Origin of the sequence: Psychrobacter sp. NG254 (assembly GCF_015277735.1) — a bacterium.
GTDB lineage: Bacteria > Pseudomonadota > Gammaproteobacteria > Pseudomonadales > Moraxellaceae > Psychrobacter.
In genome coordinates this window covers 572,651-590,591 of the sequence record NZ_JADHDA010000002.1, presented here as the reverse complement: position 1 = coordinate 590,591, position 17,941 = coordinate 572,651, and the positions used below count along the sequence as shown (strand labels likewise).

14 protein-coding genes, 1 tRNA gene and 1 other RNA gene are annotated in these 17,941 nt (G+C 42.5%); 1 reads left to right on the top strand and 15 read right to left on the bottom strand.

The window, feature by feature from the left end:
* Window positions 1-365 precede the first annotated feature (365 nt).
* The gene (locus IP510_RS05110) at window positions 366-968 is read left to right on the top strand and encodes a GspH/FimT family pseudopilin (RefSeq protein WP_413786464.1); all 603 of its coding nucleotides are present in this window, start codon (window positions 366-368) and stop codon (window positions 966-968) included.
* A 33-nt stretch (window positions 969-1,001) separates the two neighbouring features.
* Here IP510_RS05110 and recO read toward each other — a convergent pair whose 3' ends face one another.
* The 15 genes from recO to bioD form a co-directional block, all read right to left on the bottom strand.
* Entirely contained in the window at window positions 1,002-1,841 is an 840-nt protein-coding gene (gene recO / locus IP510_RS05105; protein WP_194363678.1) for a DNA repair protein RecO, read from the bottom strand.
* 73 nt (window positions 1,842-1,914) lie between these two features.
* Entirely contained in the window at window positions 1,915-2,946 is a 1,032-nt protein-coding gene (gene era / locus IP510_RS05100) for a GTPase Era (protein WP_413786463.1), read from the bottom strand.
* Window positions 2,947-3,201: 255 nt separating this feature from the next.
* Window positions 3,202-3,999 (bottom strand): ribonuclease III, encoded by a 798-nt coding sequence (gene rnc, locus IP510_RS05095; protein WP_194363676.1) that lies wholly within the window; start codon window positions 3,997-3,999, stop codon window positions 3,202-3,204.
* 100 nt (window positions 4,000-4,099) lie between these two features.
* Window positions 4,100-4,492: a DUF4845 domain-containing protein gene (locus IP510_RS05090; protein ID WP_227669480.1), complete on the bottom strand. Its 393-nt coding sequence runs from the start codon at window positions 4,490-4,492 to the stop codon at window positions 4,100-4,102.
* Between the two features lie 145 nt (window positions 4,493-4,637).
* Window positions 4,638-5,540 carry a signal peptidase I gene (lepB, locus tag IP510_RS05085; protein WP_194363675.1) on the bottom strand — a complete coding sequence of 301 codons (903 nt, stop codon included), beginning with the start codon at window positions 5,538-5,540 and terminating at the stop codon, window positions 4,638-4,640.
* A gap of 97 nt (window positions 5,541-5,637) precedes the next feature.
* Window positions 5,638-7,434: a translation elongation factor 4 gene (lepA, locus tag IP510_RS05080; RefSeq protein WP_194363674.1), complete on the bottom strand. Its 1,797-nt coding sequence runs from the start codon at window positions 7,432-7,434 to the stop codon at window positions 5,638-5,640.
* A 293-nt stretch (window positions 7,435-7,727) separates the two neighbouring features.
* Window positions 7,728-8,960: a capsule biosynthesis protein gene (locus IP510_RS05075; protein WP_227669479.1), complete on the bottom strand. Its 1,233-nt coding sequence runs from the start codon at window positions 8,958-8,960 to the stop codon at window positions 7,728-7,730.
* 131 nt (window positions 8,961-9,091) lie between these two features.
* Complete coding sequence (locus IP510_RS05070) at window positions 9,092-11,689, bottom strand: capsular polysaccharide biosynthesis protein (protein ID WP_194363672.1); 2,598 nt, start codon at window positions 11,687-11,689, stop codon at window positions 9,092-9,094.
* A 149-nt stretch (window positions 11,690-11,838) separates the two neighbouring features.
* Window positions 11,839-13,611, bottom strand: coding sequence for a polysaccharide biosynthesis/export family protein (locus IP510_RS05065; protein WP_194363671.1), 1,773 nt, complete (start codon window positions 13,609-13,611; stop codon window positions 11,839-11,841).
* A 70-nt stretch (window positions 13,612-13,681) separates the two neighbouring features.
* Window positions 13,682-14,797 carry a capsule biosynthesis protein gene (locus IP510_RS05060; protein WP_194363670.1) on the bottom strand — a complete coding sequence of 372 codons (1,116 nt, stop codon included), beginning with the start codon at window positions 14,795-14,797 and terminating at the stop codon, window positions 13,682-13,684.
* Window positions 14,766-15,437: an ABC transporter ATP-binding protein gene (locus IP510_RS05055; RefSeq protein WP_194363669.1), complete on the bottom strand. Its 672-nt coding sequence runs from the start codon at window positions 15,435-15,437 to the stop codon at window positions 14,766-14,768. The genes IP510_RS05060 and IP510_RS05055 overlap by 32 nt, the downstream gene beginning before the upstream one ends.
* A gap of 40 nt (window positions 15,438-15,477) precedes the next feature.
* Entirely contained in the window at window positions 15,478-16,290 is an 813-nt protein-coding gene (locus IP510_RS05050; protein WP_194363668.1) for an ABC transporter permease, read from the bottom strand.
* A gap of 217 nt (window positions 16,291-16,507) precedes the next feature.
* Window positions 16,508-16,584: transfer RNA gene (locus tag IP510_RS05045), tRNA-Met, on the bottom strand.
* A 141-nt stretch (window positions 16,585-16,725) separates the two neighbouring features.
* Window positions 16,726-17,108: RNase P RNA component class A (gene rnpB / locus IP510_RS05040), an RNA gene on the bottom strand.
* Between the two features lie 74 nt (window positions 17,109-17,182).
* Window positions 17,183-17,920, bottom strand: a complete 738-nt coding sequence (bioD, locus tag IP510_RS05035) for a dethiobiotin synthase (RefSeq protein ID WP_194363667.1) — start codon at window positions 17,918-17,920, stop codon at window positions 17,183-17,185.
* Between the last annotated feature and the right edge of the window lie 21 nt (window positions 17,921-17,941).

Here is a 17,941-nt window from a genome sequence, read left to right as displayed (position 1 = left end):
ATTTTTTGACACTAGGCATATATTCTGTTTATATTATGAAACCCAACATTTTTTAATATACCAAACGATCAGACAACGTACCAATTTTGTATGCAGCCCATACTTTAAACAACTGCCATTAATTGCAAAAGCATTCTAAACAGTCGCTGCGATACACGATGAAAGATAAGGAACCTCATTTTATTACCCTAATGAACTGCTATAGGATGTAGCACCTCATGATATTACTTCATAAGATTTCGTCAAGTTATCACAGGCTCACTACTGTTCTCTCACTCGTACGAGTTTTTATCAATAATAGAGCTCATGATAGTCAATCAATATTATTCATCTATCGTTCACCTACTTCACTACTCCAATCAGCTATATATACTGAGTCATTAAGATCATACTTATCTCAATCCGCATCGATATCTAAATCGTTAGTTAGTAAAGGCAATCGCGGTTTTACACTCGTTGAGCTTTTGGTGACCATGACCGTGCTAGGCATTATTGCTACTATCGCCGTTCCAAGCATCTTAACGCACCTAGCACGTTTAGAGTCTCAGCGGGTCAAACACCAACTTAAAAACACGCTTTCGTTAGCCAGAGCTGAAAGCTATATCAGTAGACAAGATGTCTTGGTTTGCTTATCTAACAACGGCGGACGATGTCACAGAGACAGTGATGAGGTACTATTGTTGTTTGTGGATAAAAATAATAACAAACATTTTGATAGCGACGTTGATGTCTTGTTGACTCAGCAGGATTTGAAACTTAGATATAGTACGGTGAAATTACGAGTAGGAGGTAGACGTCACTACACCAAGTTTTGGGGCGATAGTGGCAAACCTAGAGGACACTTTGGACATATCAAATACTGCCCTACTGCTTCTTATAACCAAGCTATGTATCAAATCTCGTTTAATCAGGCAGGTATAGTCAAACATAAACTCAATGAAGATCACCCTACCAAATGCGGTGCATAAGCCGGTGGATCAATCACATAGTTAAACAAATACCTATTGATAACGCTGCTGCTGTTGCCATAGTAAACGGCTTTGTAATGGTTGATAGTCAAGCAAGTGATCCATCAAATGTCGATGTAGCTTTGACCAGTTATTCAATGTTTTTTCGTTGATTCCTAACGCTACCATCTCAATGAGATCATCACCGCTAAAAATGGTCTGTCCAGTGACGCTGCCTAAGTGCTCAGACACTTCATCGTTTCGTACGGTAGGATCACTTTGCAGGGTCGGCATAAAACCCACATCAGGTAAGAATCGATAGGTAAAACCAGATTCGATAGCATCTTCAACGTTGTCATGCGTCAATGTCGGCGTAAAACCCAATTCAGTGAACAAGTACTGTTCAAATTGGCGCAAACAAAGGCGAAGCTCATTGGCATTTAAAGGTTGTTTGAGTCGTTGTAGACTTATTTGATAGTGCTGCCATAAGGTAGGCATCGGGTCTTCGGTAGGTAGTAGTCGCCAGAGTATTTCATTGAGATATAAAGCAGCGTATTGGTTTTGACCACTGATGTTCCCATAAGGCACTGCTGCTAATATTGTAGGCACATTATCTGATGGCTCGGCGCCTACTTGCTCTGTATTTACCTGCTCGGTATTTACTTGCTCAATGCTTGCTTGAGCAATGATTTGTGAGGTGATATTGATTTGACTAAATGTTTTTAGATCCCGTTTGCCCGTAGCAAAAAGTTGCAATGGCATGAACAGTGGTGCGCCTTTTTTGCCGACACCGTGTATCACACCATGTTGCTGAGAGAAAAGGTAATATAAGGCGCGCTTTTCTTGGTAAGGGCGCTGATGTAGCAGATAACCAATTAACGCTTCGTTGCGCATTTTCTATCCCCTTCAGCTCTCAGCATCTATAAACTATTCTTATGGCAATATCTTGCCAATATGACAGCCGTGATTAGTATCCCAGACTGGTCAGCGCACGTTCATCATCAGACCAACCACGTTTCACTTTGACCCACAATGTCAGCATGATTTTTTTATCAAAAAGCTGTTCCATATCTTTACGAGCATCCATGCCTACTTGTTTAATACGTTGGCCTTTATCACCGATAACAATTGCTTTTTGACCACTACGCTCAACATATATAGTCGCATCAATAAAAGTACAGGCTTTACGTGGACGTCCTGTTTTTGGATCAGTATGTGCAGGCTCATCTTTAAATTCATCAATTTGCACTGTCAAATCATAAGGAACTTCATCACCAGCACTACGCATGATTTTTTCGCGAATAATTTCACTGGCTAAAAATCGCTCAGAACGATCTGTGATTTGCTCAGTATCATAAATAGGCGCCGCCACTGGTAGATGTGAGGCAATCACTTCTTGTAAACGATCTAAGTTTTGATTTCTTAGCGCAGACACAGGAACGATATCAGCAAAATCAAAGCTGTCACTGAAGGTTTCAATAAGCGGCAACACGCTGCCTTTATCTTTTAGGGTATCTGACTTGTTAATCACTAGCACCACAGTCAAATTGGTGTCACCAAGCTTTTGTAGCGTCAATAAGTCATCATCACGCCACTGATCAGAGTCAACGACGAACAGTACCAAATCAACATCTACTAGAGCAGAGACTGCCGCTTTGTTCATACGCTCATTAATGGCACGCACCTCATTGCGATGAATACCTGGTGTATCGACAAAGACCGCTTGCATCTCATGGTTTGATAAAATGCCATGGATACGATGACGCGTCGTCTGTGGTTTGCGTGACGTGATTGACAGTTTTTGTCCCAATAAATGATTCATCAATGTTGACTTACCAACATTTGGACGTCCAACAATCGCAACATAGCCTGTTCTGAAGTCTTCAGCCATATGCTTACTATTGCTTGGTGCAAAAAACTCTTCAATGGCCATATCATTCTCTGATGTGACATTGTCTTCATGATTTCGGCTGTGGTGATTGTCTAATTTTTCATTCATATCGTGAGTATTGTCTTCGTTGTTTGATGGCAAATCAGTACGATTGCTCATAAGTTAATCCTATAGGGTTTATGGCCAGCCAATCATCTTTTATCGTGTGCTTATGGAGTCATCACTAGAGATCGGCTGGTAATATTTGATGTTTCAAAATAAGTGTTAAGTCAGCACTTTTAATCAACGCTTCTTTAAGATAAATACGCTTAAAAATGACATGATAAATTTAAAAGTATGCTGTTAATGATTCTTGGATAGTGGCTAAGAGCGTTTTTTGGCTGAGGCTGGAAGCTTATGTAGCTGATTGATCATCAGCTCTGCAGCCTTTTGTTCAGCAATACGGCGACTTTCACCAGACTCGGTAATGTCAGGACAATTATTGATATTGACATTACAACGTACCACAAATATTTGATGCGGTGCATTGCCACGCGTTTCCATAAGCTCATAGTTGGGCAAATCAAACTGCTTAGACTGTAACCACTCTTGCAAACGGCTCTTAGCATCTTTTAATGCTTTTTGATCGTTTACATTGTCGATCAAGTCTCCATACCAAGACAACACGCAGTTGCGAGTGATTTGCATGTCTTGGCTGTCCAAATAGATAGCGCCAATCAAAGACTCTACCGCATCAGCCAATATGGAAGCACGATTGCGCCCGCCGCCCTTTCGCTCACCCACGCCCAGTATCAAATGATTAGACAGCTCTAAGTTTTGAGCAATAATAACCAGCGATTCTTGACGAACCAAAGTTGCACGCATACGCGTTAAGCGACCCTCGTTTTGAGCAGGATAACGATGGTATAAAGCCTCACCCACGATCATACCCAAAAGAGCATCACCTAAAAACTCTAAGCGCTCATAGTTTTTCTTGCTATCAAATGAGCGATGTGTCAGTGCAAGTTTTGGTAGACTCAAGTCATTGAAAACATAGCCCAACTTACGTGTTAGCACTGCTAATCTTTGGATAAACTCTGAGCTAACAACCATTGTGTCAGCAGACGTGCTATTTTTTTGGGGAGTAGTAACCGCTTGGAGATGTTGCGAAGTTGGTTTCATGCGTGGCTTGTGGTTATCCCTTCTGTTTTACAGATTTAGTTTAATAATCTTGTGTGGCTTATCTAAAAAGATTAGCATGCTGTTTGATACATTAGACGATTTATTCTGCTGCTGCCATATCAATATCGTCTTCAAAACGATTCACGATATCAATATTGCTAAATAAATTATTGGTCACTTCATATTTTTTGTGGATGGCCAACTGTCCTGCTTTCTTATCAGTAAATACAAATACGTCTTCTGCGGTAGTGTCATAGTCAGCATTGATAGAGAGCTGTTTATTCACACGCTCAACAAACTGCTTGGCGGTGTCATTATTTTCGTTTGCTTCTTTGAGTTCGCCACTCAACAACTGGGTTAATTGGTAGTCACCAATCTGAGCAGGTAAAATCGCCACCATCAATTTAGTCGCAATGCCCAACACCATGATAATAAGAACGATATTAGTGACACTCGCACCGCGCTGTGTGGCTAAACCAGATAATTGCTGCATTATGACACCCTTCGACTGATAAACGACTGTTTTTAGTGGCCACTCAATGACTAAATAACTATTTGGTGAATAGTAAATTGGCAGATAGTAACGATATTAGCATAAAACGATTATCGATAAATCAATCAATACAGTATCCATGATGTCAATCAATAGCGCCATTGCGCTCAAATGTTGGTAAAGTAAGTCCTGGTGGTTTGTGCATCCAGATATAAACCGCCTTACCTGCTAGGTTTGCGTCTGGAACAAAACCCCAAAACCGACCATCAGCACTTCGGTCACGGTTATCGCCCATGACAAAATACTGACCCTCTGGCACATCAAGGCGCCACTCGGTACCCTCAGAGCTTACCACTTCTGGCGACTGCTGCTGTAAAAACGGTGCATACTGTGCGCTATTCATACCGCTTAAGTATCGAACAAGATGTGTGTTCTCGCCTTGTACTTCCTGAAAGTATTCAGCCGCGTCTTCTTCTTCCTGACCCATTGCTGCCGCACCTGCTTCTGTCAATACTTGACCTGGAGCCACTTGTCCTGGCAGATAAAGCTGCGAGGTTAATTCGTCTTTTGCAGCAAAGTCCACAGAGCTGGTTTCAACAGGCACATCATTAATAGACAGGGTGCCTTGATTATAACTAACCGTATCACCAGGCAAACCGATAACCCGTTTTATATAATAGATACTAGGGTTTTCAGGATAACGAAATACAGCGACATCACCATGTTCTGGTTCGCCGGTATCCAATACTTTATTGTATGTCAAAGGCAGACGCACACCATAGGCATATTTATTAACGGCAATAAAGTCACCCGTATACAACGTCGGCACCATAGAAGATGATGGGATATTAAAAGGCTCAATTAAAAATGAGCGAACAATCAATACCACGGCTAGGACAGGAAAGAAGTCATAGGCCCAACGTACTAGGAGACTTTCTTTGCCGCGTCCACGCGTCTGTCTTTGTTTGAATGTCAGTTTGTCTAACAGCCAAACGATACCTAAGCCTATGGTCAACGGTACTAAAATTAAATTAAAATCAAAATCCATACCAAATTGCCTATTAACGAGCTGCTTTGACGGTTGCTATATATACACTATCGTATTTACCGTTATTACTTTTGCATGAGTAATAACGGGTTATTGCTTATTCTACTTGCAGTACAGCCAAGAAGGCTTCTTGTGGTATTTCCACATTACCCACTTGCTTCATGCGTTTTTTACCGGCTTTCTGCTTAGATAGTAGCTTTTTCTTACGTGAGACATCGCCGCCATAGCACTTAGCTAGTACATCTTTACGCATGGCTTTGACCGTACTACGACCAATAATCTGACCACCAATAGCCGCTTGAATCGCGACATCAAACATTTGACGTGGAATCAGCTCTTTCATCTTAGTCACTAGCGCATTACCACGGTAGCGTGATTGGGTTTCGTGCACAATCATAGCCAAAGCATCAACTTTTTCGCCGTTGATCAGTACATCCACTTTGACCAGTTTATCGACTTGGTAACGCTCAAAATTATAATCCAGTGATGCAAATCCGCGTGAAACTGACTTTAGACGATCGAAGAAATCCATGACCACCTCGCCCATCGGAATATCGAAGATCAGCTGAACTTGGCGACCCATAAAACGCATATCGACCTGTACGCCGCGACGCTCAATACATAGCGTCATGACATTGCCCAAGTAATCTTGGGGTACTAAAATCTGACAGCGGGCGATCGGCTCACGGAACTCTTCAATATTATTCGGCTCTGGCAACCTAGATGGGTTATCAACATAGATAACGTCACCGTTCTTTTTCTCAATTTCATAGATCACAGAAGGCGCGGTAGTGATCAAATCCAGATCATATTCACGCTCTAAACGCTCTTGGATAATCTCCATGTGCAGCATACCCAAGAAGCCACAACGGAAACCAAAACCAAGTGCATCTGAGGTATCCGGCTCAAAGAACAACGAGGCATCGTTAATTTGCAACTTTTGCAACGCTTCACGAAACTTTTCAAAGTCGGTAGAATCTACAGGGAACATACCTGCGTAGACTTGCGGCGTCACTTGTTTAAATCCAGGAATACGGTCGACGTCAGGCGTTTTGGCATGCGTAATCGTATCACCAACGGGAGCGCCCGCAATATCTTTAATACCAGCAATAATAAAGCCAACTTCACCTGCTTCCAAAACACCCGTATCTAGAGGCTTCGGTGTGAACACACCTATTGAACCGACCAAATGTGCTTCTTGAGTTGACTTAATATAGAGCTTGTCACCTTTGCGTATGGTGCCTTCACGCACACGTACCAATGACACCACGCCCAGATAGTTATCAAACCATGAGTCAATGATCAGCGCTTGCAGCGGTGCTTCGCGGTCACCAGTTGGCGCTGGAATAAATGCAACCAACGCTTCTAATAGCTTATCAACCCCTAGCCCTGATTTGGCCGATACTCTTGGTGCATCTACTGCATCAATGCCAATAATGTCTTCAATTTCTTGGATAACACGCTCAGGCTCTACTTGAGGTAGATCAATCTTATTTAAGACCGCCATCACTTCTAGGCCTTGATCCACTGCGGTATAACAGTTGGCAACTGATTGTGCTTCCACGCCTTGAGCTGCATCAACAACCAACAATGCCCCTTCGCAAGCCGCTAAGGAACGAGATACTTCATATGAAAAATCGACGTGGCCGGGTGTGTCAATAAAGTTCAGCTGATAACGCTCACCATTTGGATGATCATAAAACAACGTTACCGACTGTGCCTTGATGGTGATACCGCGCTCACGCTCAATATCCATCGAGTCGAGCACTTGCGCCTGCATCTCGCGATCTTGCAAGGCGCCGCACATTTGAATGAAACGATCGGCAAGCGTCGACTTACCATGATCAATGTGGGCAATGATTGAAAAGTTACGAATATTGGCTAATGCAGTCACAAAGCGCCTACTAAATTAAGGGTGATAGAATAATAAAACTGAATACTGTCAGAGGTAGTCGATAGTATACTTAGGTAGTGTAAAAACCAAACCATCAACCGAGTCAATTTTATGAATATAACGGTCTCGAATACACGGCTAAGAATGCTAACGCTTATGCGCAGACATAAAAGAGCATTCTAGCAGTTTTCTACTGCAAAGTAAGGCGATTTTGTTAGCAGAGATGTGATTTACCTTACAGGTGAGCCAATCAACCGACAAACCACAAATTTAGACAGTATGGTGCTTATCAGCTACTGATGAGGAGGGGTTTTAGAAAGTTCTGTTTTTATAGTCTTGTCTTCAGCTTGAGACAGATACTTATACATCCAAGGAGACCGACCATAAAAAGCACCATTGATCTGAGTTTGCTCTATCAGATACTCACGAAATCTCAAATAAAACTCGTTATCTGGGCTCTTGGGATGCTGCCAGAAATCATCCAATGATTTTTGATCCGTCAGTTTAGGAATGTCGTAGATAGCACGGCCCATAACCTTCGTTGGTTTTTTATGATAGACCGACTGTAGACCTGTGGTGCTATTGATAGTGACCATGCCAATACTATGTTTCATCAAAGTTGGCAAGTGCATATCACAACCATAAAAGACCCGGTGGCTCACGTCATAACGCTCAGCCAGACTAGAGACTAACTCTCGATAATCTCGATGACCACGATCGAGCGGATGGTGCTTGAATACCAATAACTGCTCACGCTCAGCACACGTGGCAAAACTGGCAATCGACTCATCGATAAACTGCACTACATCACGATAATCACTATGATGCGTAATCTGTGAATCGTTATGCACTTGCAAACTGATTAGAAAGTAATTATTACTTTCTTGCTTGGTTAGCTTATTTTGTAATCGTTTGTCAGGCAGATAATCTCGAAACTTACGCCAAGGTGCTTTGAGCCAAGCAATGGCTTCTTGCCATGCGGTCATGCCTCGATAATGAGAGTAGTGTGGATAACGGCCTTTATAAAGCCATGCAATCACATAGTAAACAACAGCCGCGATACTCAATCGATAAAAACGATTGTGTGTGTATAAAGGCTTATCATTGGCTTTGTTAAGCGCTTTAATATCCGCAGTATTTAAGCGCGAATAGCCATTGATACCATACTCTTGCAAGGTAATATAATCGGGGCGCAAATACCCTTCCTCAAACACGAAGAATGAGGTGCCTCTTTTTTCGCTGACACCTGCTGCTTGCGTATGATGTGGACGACAGTCCCCAAAACAAACAATCGCGTCGATGCTATTTTCTTCTATCAAAGCCTGTAACCAAGATGAGAATTGAGCCAGCGTGCCCGTATACTCATAGGTATCAGCATGATGATAGAAAAAAGCATCCCCCGCATTAAAATTAATTTTACTGACTTTAATGCCTTGGGTTTGCAAAAATTCAGAGAAACGATTAAAAAATCCGCCCATCTTTCCTTGTAGCAGCAAGACGTGTCGATGAGTTAGCAAGTGAGACATCGAAGCTGCCATAGTATCGGGTTACCATTGATTGAAAAATAAAAGTTATATAAAGGACAAATAATTATACCGAAAAACCTAATGCTTGTCTCATAGGATTTATTCGGTAAATTTAACGCAAGCTAGCAAGGTCACTTACGTAAGCGCTGTTGCCATTGATGGCGCTGCTGCATAAAAGCGGTGGTCAATCGTTGCTTTAGTTGCGTGCCCACACTTGGTTTTGATGAGACGGATGATTGAGCTGAATCAGTAACACTACCAGATACTCCCGCTTCAGACTCTAAATTTTGGCCTTTGACTGATTGGCTATCTATTGATTGATGTAACTCTTGAGTCGGGTACAAGTAGTCAATCACTTGCTCTACTTGTGCAAGTCCATAGCCATCAGGCAAGCGATATAACGGATAGCATATCAATGCTCCATATAGTAACTGCTCAAGAGACAACGGTGTCGCGCGCTTACGTCTGGCTAAATACTCTGCCTTGGGCTGAAACTGTGTATCCATATCAGTGGTTAAGCCCCACCCTGCATAGAATGGTAAGCCATAGCACGTGACTCGTAAGCCGCGAAGCAGTGCTTCAAAACCTGTCAGCGAGCTGATGGTGTGTATTTCATCAACCCACTCTAGACAATCAGGCATCGCCGTATCATAGGCGACCGCTTGCACTTGCTGAAGACAAGCTCCTGTTACTTTGCCAGCGCGCAGTCCTGCTTCTACATCAGGATGCGGCTTATAAATAAGATAAGCATGCGGGTTATCCTGCTGTACACGTTCAATCAAGCCACTATTTGTCTTGATGGTTGAGCCGCAATATTGTACTGATAAATCATCTTCTACTTGACCGATAATCAGAACACGAGTCTTTCTAGAGTCCTTTGCCTCTTGCATCCATGAAGCATGCTGGCCACTAATATTTTTACTGGCATTGGCTTTCGCACTACCAATATTACCCCCAACATTATATTTACTCACCCGCTGAGTGAGTAATTTTTCTCGAAGCTTTTGTACGCGCACATGCTGCTGTGGACTTAGCGGATGACAATCACGTAGTAATGTCTCTAAATCTGAAGGCTGAGTGGCATCATAATAGATGCCTTGGGTGTCTATCACGACAGACAAGGGTGCCAATAATGTTGCGCCCAAACCATTTGAGCGGATAAATCCATCTTCCATACAGTATATGGCAGGAATATTTGAAGATTGCTCAACAAGCTTATTCTGACGCTTTGATTGTAATTTTTGGCGTTTGGCCAAGCCCCATACGAGTAGAGGCTGTTGATAATCCACACGAAAATGGTCTGGATGCAGCAGGTTTTTTAGTCGCGGTTTTGGTTTGATAAATAGCGTCGTACGTGGCAAATTCGTAAATGCCTTAACAAAGGGCAGCTTCCATCGACTGAATTCATACACCGTCAGGCTACCTTCAAGCCGCGATTGCCAGTATCGGTTGGTCACTAGCCAATCAATGGCGGTATTGATATCACAAGGTTGCTTCGTCGCTGGGTCTGCATAGCGGCTATAATCAATATATGCGCTACAAAATAATGTCTCTAACGTCGTATCGAGCTTTTGACCAACCGCTTTAGGGAATAAAGCGGAGTTTGAACAGTTTTTATCTTTAAATAGTTCATTGGCAAACGCTTTACGACGTTGCTGAACGGCTTTTAAGAGGTTTTTTGGTGCGCCGCTATCATCAGTCAGCCCCCAACCACTATACCAACTGACGCCAAAGCAATGCACTGTCTTGCCTAGCATTAAGGCTTCAAAACCCATGTGCGAGCTGACGGTATAGACATCATTGACTTGCGATAGCAGTTCAATAGGATTAAGTGCTTGAGACAATAGTCTCACGTTTTTTGGTAACGATAAGCTGGTGAGATATCCTGATGTTGAAGCAGGGTGTGCCTTAATCCAAATATTAGCATTAGAATGCTGTCGGCACGCGGTCTTTAACATTTGCTTAAATTGACGTTTGTTCGCACCAGCCCCTTTGATGGAGGCATCACCCAGTACTTGATCAATCAATAAGACATGAGTTTTTGACGCGGTATTTTTGACACCTGTATGTTCTGTATCAATCAGCTCATCTAATAATGGACACAATATCACTGAATTATATTTGCTCAGCTTTTCTGTACAGATACGTGCCATCAATTGCTGCGCATGTTGCTTATCTAACTGATGCTTTTCAGAGGTGCTATCAACCTTGGTTCGCGTGATGATTAACTGCTCAAGGCGTGAGCTACTGGTCATATCAAAATAGATGCCAATATCATCAACCACCACACTCAAGCCATGACGACTATCAACACCTGAATCTAGTGACCGCAAAAAGCCATCTTCAATACTCAAAGCAGTCAGGTTTTGACCTTTAGCTGCTTTTTCAGCGCGTTGATAGCTTTTTTTGTGTCCCCAACCCATAAATGCGTCGGGTCGTAATGATTCAGATTCATTATTGGCGCTCATATACCTTGTTTTCGATAGTGGCAATACAGACAGCAATGCTCGGTTACGATTAACCAAGCGTTGCTGCAAACCTGACCACGGATACCAGCGTTGAATATTGGCTTGTAATGCTTGAGGTAGTAGCAAGTTGTTACGGCGTATCCCTTTACCAATAACCGCCAGATTTTTTGGTGGCGTATACTGGTCTGGTATCAAAAGCAGCGCATTATCAGAGGTAGGTAAAGCCAATACCTTGTCTTCATTTGCTACTTTTTTTACCATTTTTAATGCCTTGTATTGGTGGTGCTTTTTTTATGGTACGTTGTTTACTGGTACATTGTTTGCTGGTGACGGTTTCAAAAACAGGCTACTTTACAGTGGCCTGTTTTTGAAACCGTCACCAGCAATCTTTTATCTCGGCTAATCAATGCTTATAAATCTAGCACTACTTTGGCAGCGATGGCTAACTGATACACAATCTGAGACAAACCACGAGCAATCTCTACACGCTTGGTTTTGACTTTTGGCAGTATCATGATCTCATCACCTTGCTGGATACGGTAAGCGGTATTAACCACTTGGCTGGCACCATTTTGATGAATAATCAGGATATCTTTGACATCTGCGTTGTCAGAGAAACCACCAGAATTGGCAACATAATCACCCACCGTATAATCTGGGTTGAATGTCAACGCACCTTGTGCGCGTACTTGACCATTGACAGTAATAACAGAGGTTTGCGCTGGTATTTCAATGATATCACCTTGTTGTAAGATAATATCTTGCCAAGAATTTGGTACGACGACGATTTGGCCATCGGTCTGCACTTTACGTGCTTTAGCCACAAACTCTTTAACCAGAGCAGCATCATCCTGACGTAGCGCGGCTTCCTCACGTGTGGTTGACTGCGTAGCAAGTGTTAACTCTTCTAGGCGATCAAGCGACTCATTAATCATACGTTTTTGTTGTTCAGCAACGGACTGACGATAAATGGTCAAATGCGTCAATTTTGCCAGTGGACTTGGTTGCAGCTGTGGAACGATGTCTTTAAGGCGCGCACCATATGGCACCACCATTGCGCCATTACCTGTGTGCGCACCTTTGACTTGTACGGCGATGGTGCCCGCATATCGATCTGAGGTCACAACCATCTGATCACCATTATAGACAGGAACGTTTCGTGCTTCAGTGAGTGAATAATATTCTGCTGTTTGTGCGCGTCCTGCACTGCGTGTAATACTCACGTTAGTTGCATTTGCCGCAGGGCTGGCGACTTGTAATACGTCACCAATGGTCAAATCGTTCACGTCAAATTCAAAGGTATATTCGTTTTGAACTTCTCCGCCTACTTCAAACGTTTTCTTTTGCGGTGCGACCGTAATCACATCACCATCACGAAACGAGAATGCCTGCAACTTACCCGCTAATAGAAAATCATAAAGATTGACCTGCTGTAGCATTTGACCGTTACGCTTGATTTGAATGTCGATATAACTACCGCGTGTTGGGTCAACGCCGCCTGCACGGTCCAAATAAGACAATACAGAATCAGCAGCCAAACCGCCATAGTAACCAGGCTGTTTGACAAAGCCTGTGACAAATACTTTCACTGGTTGCGCCTGCTCTAGTGACGCATAGACACCAACGTTTGAGCGATAGATACGATTGACCGCGCTTTTGACAACGTTTTGTAGATTGCCGTTTTGGACACCAGAGATACGTACTGGGCCCACGTTTGGCAAGAAAATATTGCCTTGCGGATCAACCGTCATCGTCGCAGCGTACTGATAGGCACCCCACATTCTGACCTGAACGTTGTCGCCAGGATTAATCACATAACCATCATTAAAGGTAGAGCCTGACGTCGTTGAAAATGCCCCTCGAAATAGCTGCTCACCAAACATCATATCCTGAGTGTTGATGTCTTGGTAAGGACGCGTGGTGTTAATGACTGACTGACTCGGAAGGCTGGCTGCATTGACGGCCTCTTGTGTGGTTGCCTGTCCGGGTACGCCGCCTGCAAACGCTTGCGTTGATACATTGATATTGCTGCGGTTCTGGTCTTGACTCATATTATTGCTGCTAGTGCCAAAACCCGAACCTGATATTTGATCGGCATAACTGGTCGCTGCTACAGCAGACATACTAATCGTAGCCATGGCCAAACTTATCATTATCACGATAGAGCGTGGTTTCGTATTCATGCGTTATATTCCTTTACTGATCTATCGATCATTACTGATGTCTGGTTTGTCGAAACTGGCTTGATCAAATCTAGCTGCGGTGATCACGGACTACTGCCATCACGAGGCGCACAAAACCGTATAGCATCAACAGCAGTGCCAATGATGTCCAAATAAGATATGCTTGACGAGGATAGGTTGCATCTTCAGCCTCATATGGGGTTGAGATCACAATCAAGTTCTTCATTTTCTTAAAGGCTTCCAATCGTGACTTTTCAAGCGATGACAAAGACAGCTTATATAGCTCAGTGGCAAAATCAACATCCGCCTTGATGGTTTCAAACTGTACCGCTTGGCGGTTTAATTTGGTAGTATTTGGTGACGTTAGTTTGGTTTGCTCTTGCGTGATTTGCTCTTCGACTGCTTTTATTTGGCTTCTGAGCGACACCACTTGCGGCGCATCTGGATTCAGATAACTGAGCAATTGACGCTCTTCGGTACGTAGTGAGCTCAACTGTGCCTGCAAGCTGCCAATCAATTGATTGACGATCTGAGCATTGGCTTGTGGATCATAAATCTCATTGTCGTTTTGATAGTTTAGTAACTGCTCTTTGGCATCGTTTAAACGCTCTTGTGACTCATCTAACTGAGTTTCTGCGAACGCCAATTGATCACGTGCCACTTCTTGTGAAATGCGGTTCACAAAACGCTCAGACTCACCTAAGATGGCTTTGTTCAGCTCAAACGCGTACTTTGAATCAAAACCTTCGGTTGAGACTGACAGCACATAACTTTGTTCATCAAGATCAATATGAACACGTTTTTTGAAGTACTCAAGTAGATCTTCTTGCGTCGCATCAGGAGCGATTTCATAGATAGGGTCTGAACCATCGACATAATAGGCATCACGAAATTTAAATTTACTATCGAGGCGCTTTACCATGTCATTTGAAAGAATATATTCCGTCAAATAGGTGGCGTCTTCTTTACTGGTACTATTGACACCTAGTAGCGCCGATAGCCCGCCACCAGAAGGTACGCTTGCATCACTGACTTGCTTCACCACCACATCAGCAGTCGAGATAAAGCGTGGGTGAGCCAATGTCATGACGTAAAAGATAACGAGCGCCCAAGGAATGAGCACCAAGCCGATAAACAGCGAGAAGTTAATTATCTTACTTTTTTGCTTTGTGGATATGCTTTTCATAAACCTCAATCGCTTCTGTTGTATCGTCAAAGACGTGTGCTGTTTGATCCATTAATACAATACCAATATCACAGTTTCTTTTGATATCACCAATATTATGCGACACGATTAGAAACCCTGCTTGTGCACGCCGGGCGGCTAGAATCTCTTCACTACGTTTACGAAAAGCCGCGTCCCCAACGGCACCCGCTTCATCAAGCATATAATAATCAAAATCAAAAGCCAAACTTAACCCAAAGGTTAATCGCGCTTTCATACCTGATGAGTAGCTTTTCACTGGCATATCAAAATAATTACCAATATCAGCGAACTCTTCGACAAAACGAATTTTCTCGTCGATGTAAGGACCACTAGAATAAAGGCGGCAAACAAAACGTACGTTTTGACGTCCGGTCAAACTGCCCTGAAAACCACCTGCAACGCCTACCGGCCAAGAAATAGTCGAATTAGTGAGAATCTCTCCGCTATCGGGCTTATCAAGTCCACATATAATACGTAACAGGGTAGATTTACCCGCTCCATTACGCCCTAACAAACCCACACTTTGCTTGTCACCAATGGTCAAATTCAAATCTTTGAATAAGTAATGTCGACCTTGTTTGGTCATAAATGACTTAGAAACATTTCTAATTTCAATCATTTGATTGTCCTAAGTTAAAACTGATATTACGCTTGATGATTTATTTGGAACGTATTAAATCTCTCTCTACTGCTTTGTACATCAATAAACCCAAGAAATTTACTGCAATGGTCCATTTTAAAAAGTAACTCATATCAATATGGTAGGCAGGATAATTAGGTGCCAAAGCGTGTCTTATCAGCTCGATATTATGAATAAAAGGATTATAAAGTAAATAGCTGAAATATGGTTCTGGAATAACATGAATAGGATAAATGATGCCTGACGTAAAATACAATATAGTAAAAAGTATCGAAATTACCTTATTGATTTCGCCACCATAATAACCAATAATCATCATAATCAACGCGACACCGAAGCTGAACATAAAAAGCGTTATCCAGCAAAATAATACGATATGAAAATTCTCTAAACTAGCATAATCGTTAAAAAAAGCCAGCCCAATCAGCAATATAATAAATGTTATGAAATAAATAATCAGTTCTAAAGCTGATCTAGCAATAATGACGTCAATGTGTTTAATTGAACGATACATTAAAAGCCCTTGATTGGCTTCTACTGCCCCTAATGATCTAGTTGCAATAGTTTGGAACATTCTGAAAGGGACCATTCCTGCAACTAGAAATAATGGAAAACTCATTCCTGGCAATGCACGCTCAATAATCACTCCGAAAATCACTAGAAATATAAGCATTTGGAATATAATTTCTAGCGGTGCCCAAAGATAGCCCAAACGGTAACCGCCAAAGCGAGTCTGTAGTTCACGCATAAGCAGTGCATGAAAGGCGGCACCCATGACTTTTAGGCCACTGCGGTGCTTGATAGGACGATAAGGAGGTAGTTGAACAGACATGGCGTTACAGGACTTTACCGAAAACAGCCCCTATGATAAGTAAGCGCGACATAAGTTACAAGAATTAATCTGTAGCTAAACAGATAAGGCTATGATTTAGTAAGAAATGTGTAAGTAATTGCTGCAATTTGTTTATCATTGAGTCAATTTTTAGGCGAAAAAAAACCAATCTCGATAGATTGGTTTTTTAGTTGATACTAATTAAAGTATCTATAAATGGTGGCGATGAAGAGACTTGAACTCTTGACCTCACGATTATGAGTCATGCGCTCTAACCAGCTGAGCTACATCGCCATTTTAGGTTGGCTATTATGCCTAAGCAGATGACTATCGTCAACCCCTAATAAGCACTTTTTCCAAAAAACTTGACCTAATATTAAAAATATCGCTATTAAAAAATAGTTTTACTTCTAATACACATTAGGCCATTAAAAAAGGTTTGGTAAACCGATAAGCCGGGTTCTGTCGTGGACAATCATTCCTCTAGGCGTACAATCGCTCATACGCTCAAGCAACCTACCCGCATCGAACGCGGGCCGCGCCATGCCGATGCCTATTTGGTCTTGCTACGCGTGGAGTTTACCATGCCGTGAACTGTTGCCAGCCACGCGGTGCGCTCTTACCGCACCCTTTCACCCTTACCGATGACATGAATATCTTGCGATACTCATATAAGCCAAAGGCGGTCTACTCTCTGCTGCACTGGTCGTCAAGTTACCCTGCCCAGCCGTTAGCTGGCACGCTGCCCTATGTAGCCCGGACTTTCCTCCCCTGCATGTCTGTTGCCAGTGTGCAGCGGCGATTGCCTAGTCTACCAAGCGCGCTAGTATAACAAACTTATGGCAGAGTGCGAACGTCTTTTGGATTTATTTTTAGCATCAGCACAAATAGGTTAAATAAAGTCTATTGGTAAGCTTAAATGGCGATCTTTTAACAGATTATCAGTGGCATATATTGTATTTTTCAAACTGGGTAGCTGTAGCCAATGTGTCTTTGGATAGTTGCTTTTGAGATAGCTTTGCAAAAATTTTATTGTACTAGTGGCTATCTCTTCATCTGTCTGAGCAGTATTATCGTGGATATGATTATAAATCACACTATGAACCTGCAATCCGCGCGACGATATTGCCTCTAGACTGAGCAAAGTATGATTGATACTACCTAAACGACCAGAAGTGACCAAAACAATTGGATAACCTTGAATAGCAATATAATCTAAAATTAATAACTGCTCCGTTATTGGTACCAGTAATCCACCAGCACCTTCTAGTAATACCAAGTCGTACTTAGCTTGCAATCGTTTGGTGGCATTAGTAATCAGTTCAGGATCTAATACTTCCCCCGATAATCGAGTGGCTAAGTGCGGTGATGCAGGCTTCTCATAGCGATGAGCGCAAGTGGTAAAATCAAGGTCACATCGCTGTAGTGGAATGTCCATTAGTTGACGATGCATAATGATATCTTCAGCAATCCCCATCTCGCCAGTACTTGGATCAATACTGATGCCAGTTTGCACCAACTTTTGAGTGATGACTCTTACACCTTGCTGCATAAGCGCTTTGGCAAGCAGCCCAGTAGCATAGGTTTTACCGATATCGGTATCGATACCTGAGACAAATAACACACTCATAGCTCACCTTATAAAAAATTG

Coding starts and splice junctions, on each gene's coding strand:
- recO (WP_194363678.1), bottom strand. CDS start 1,841: ATGCGCAACGAAGCGTTAATTGGTTATCTGCTACATCAGCGCCCTTAC.
- era (WP_413786463.1), bottom strand. CDS start 2,946: ATGAATGAAAAATTAGACAATCACCACAGCCGAAATCATGAAGACAAT.
- rnc (WP_194363676.1), bottom strand. CDS start 3,999: ATGAAACCAACTTCGCAACATCTCCAAGCGGTTACTACTCCCCAAAAA.
- IP510_RS05090 (WP_227669480.1), bottom strand. CDS start 4,492: ATGCAGCAATTATCTGGTTTAGCCACACAGCGCGGTGCGAGTGTCACT.
- lepB (WP_194363675.1), bottom strand. CDS start 5,540: ATGGATTTTGATTTTAATTTAATTTTAGTACCGTTGACCATAGGCTTA.
- IP510_RS05075 (WP_227669479.1), bottom strand. CDS start 8,960: ATGTCTCACTTGCTAACTCATCGACACGTCTTGCTGCTACAAGGAAAG.
- IP510_RS05070 (WP_194363672.1), bottom strand. CDS start 11,689: ATGGTAAAAAAAGTAGCAAATGAAGACAAGGTATTGGCTTTACCTACC.
- IP510_RS05065 (WP_194363671.1), bottom strand. CDS start 13,611: ATGAATACGAAACCACGCTCTATCGTGATAATGATAAGTTTGGCCATG.
- IP510_RS05060 (WP_194363670.1), bottom strand. CDS start 14,797: ATGAAAAGCATATCCACAAAGCAAAAAAGTAAGATAATTAACTTCTCG.
- IP510_RS05055 (WP_194363669.1), bottom strand. CDS start 15,437: ATGATTGAAATTAGAAATGTTTCTAAGTCATTTATGACCAAACAAGGT.
- IP510_RS05050 (WP_194363668.1), bottom strand. CDS start 16,290: ATGTCTGTTCAACTACCTCCTTATCGTCCTATCAAGCACCGCAGTGGC.
- bioD (WP_194363667.1), bottom strand. CDS start 17,920: ATGAGTGTGTTATTTGTCTCAGGTATCGATACCGATATCGGTAAAACC.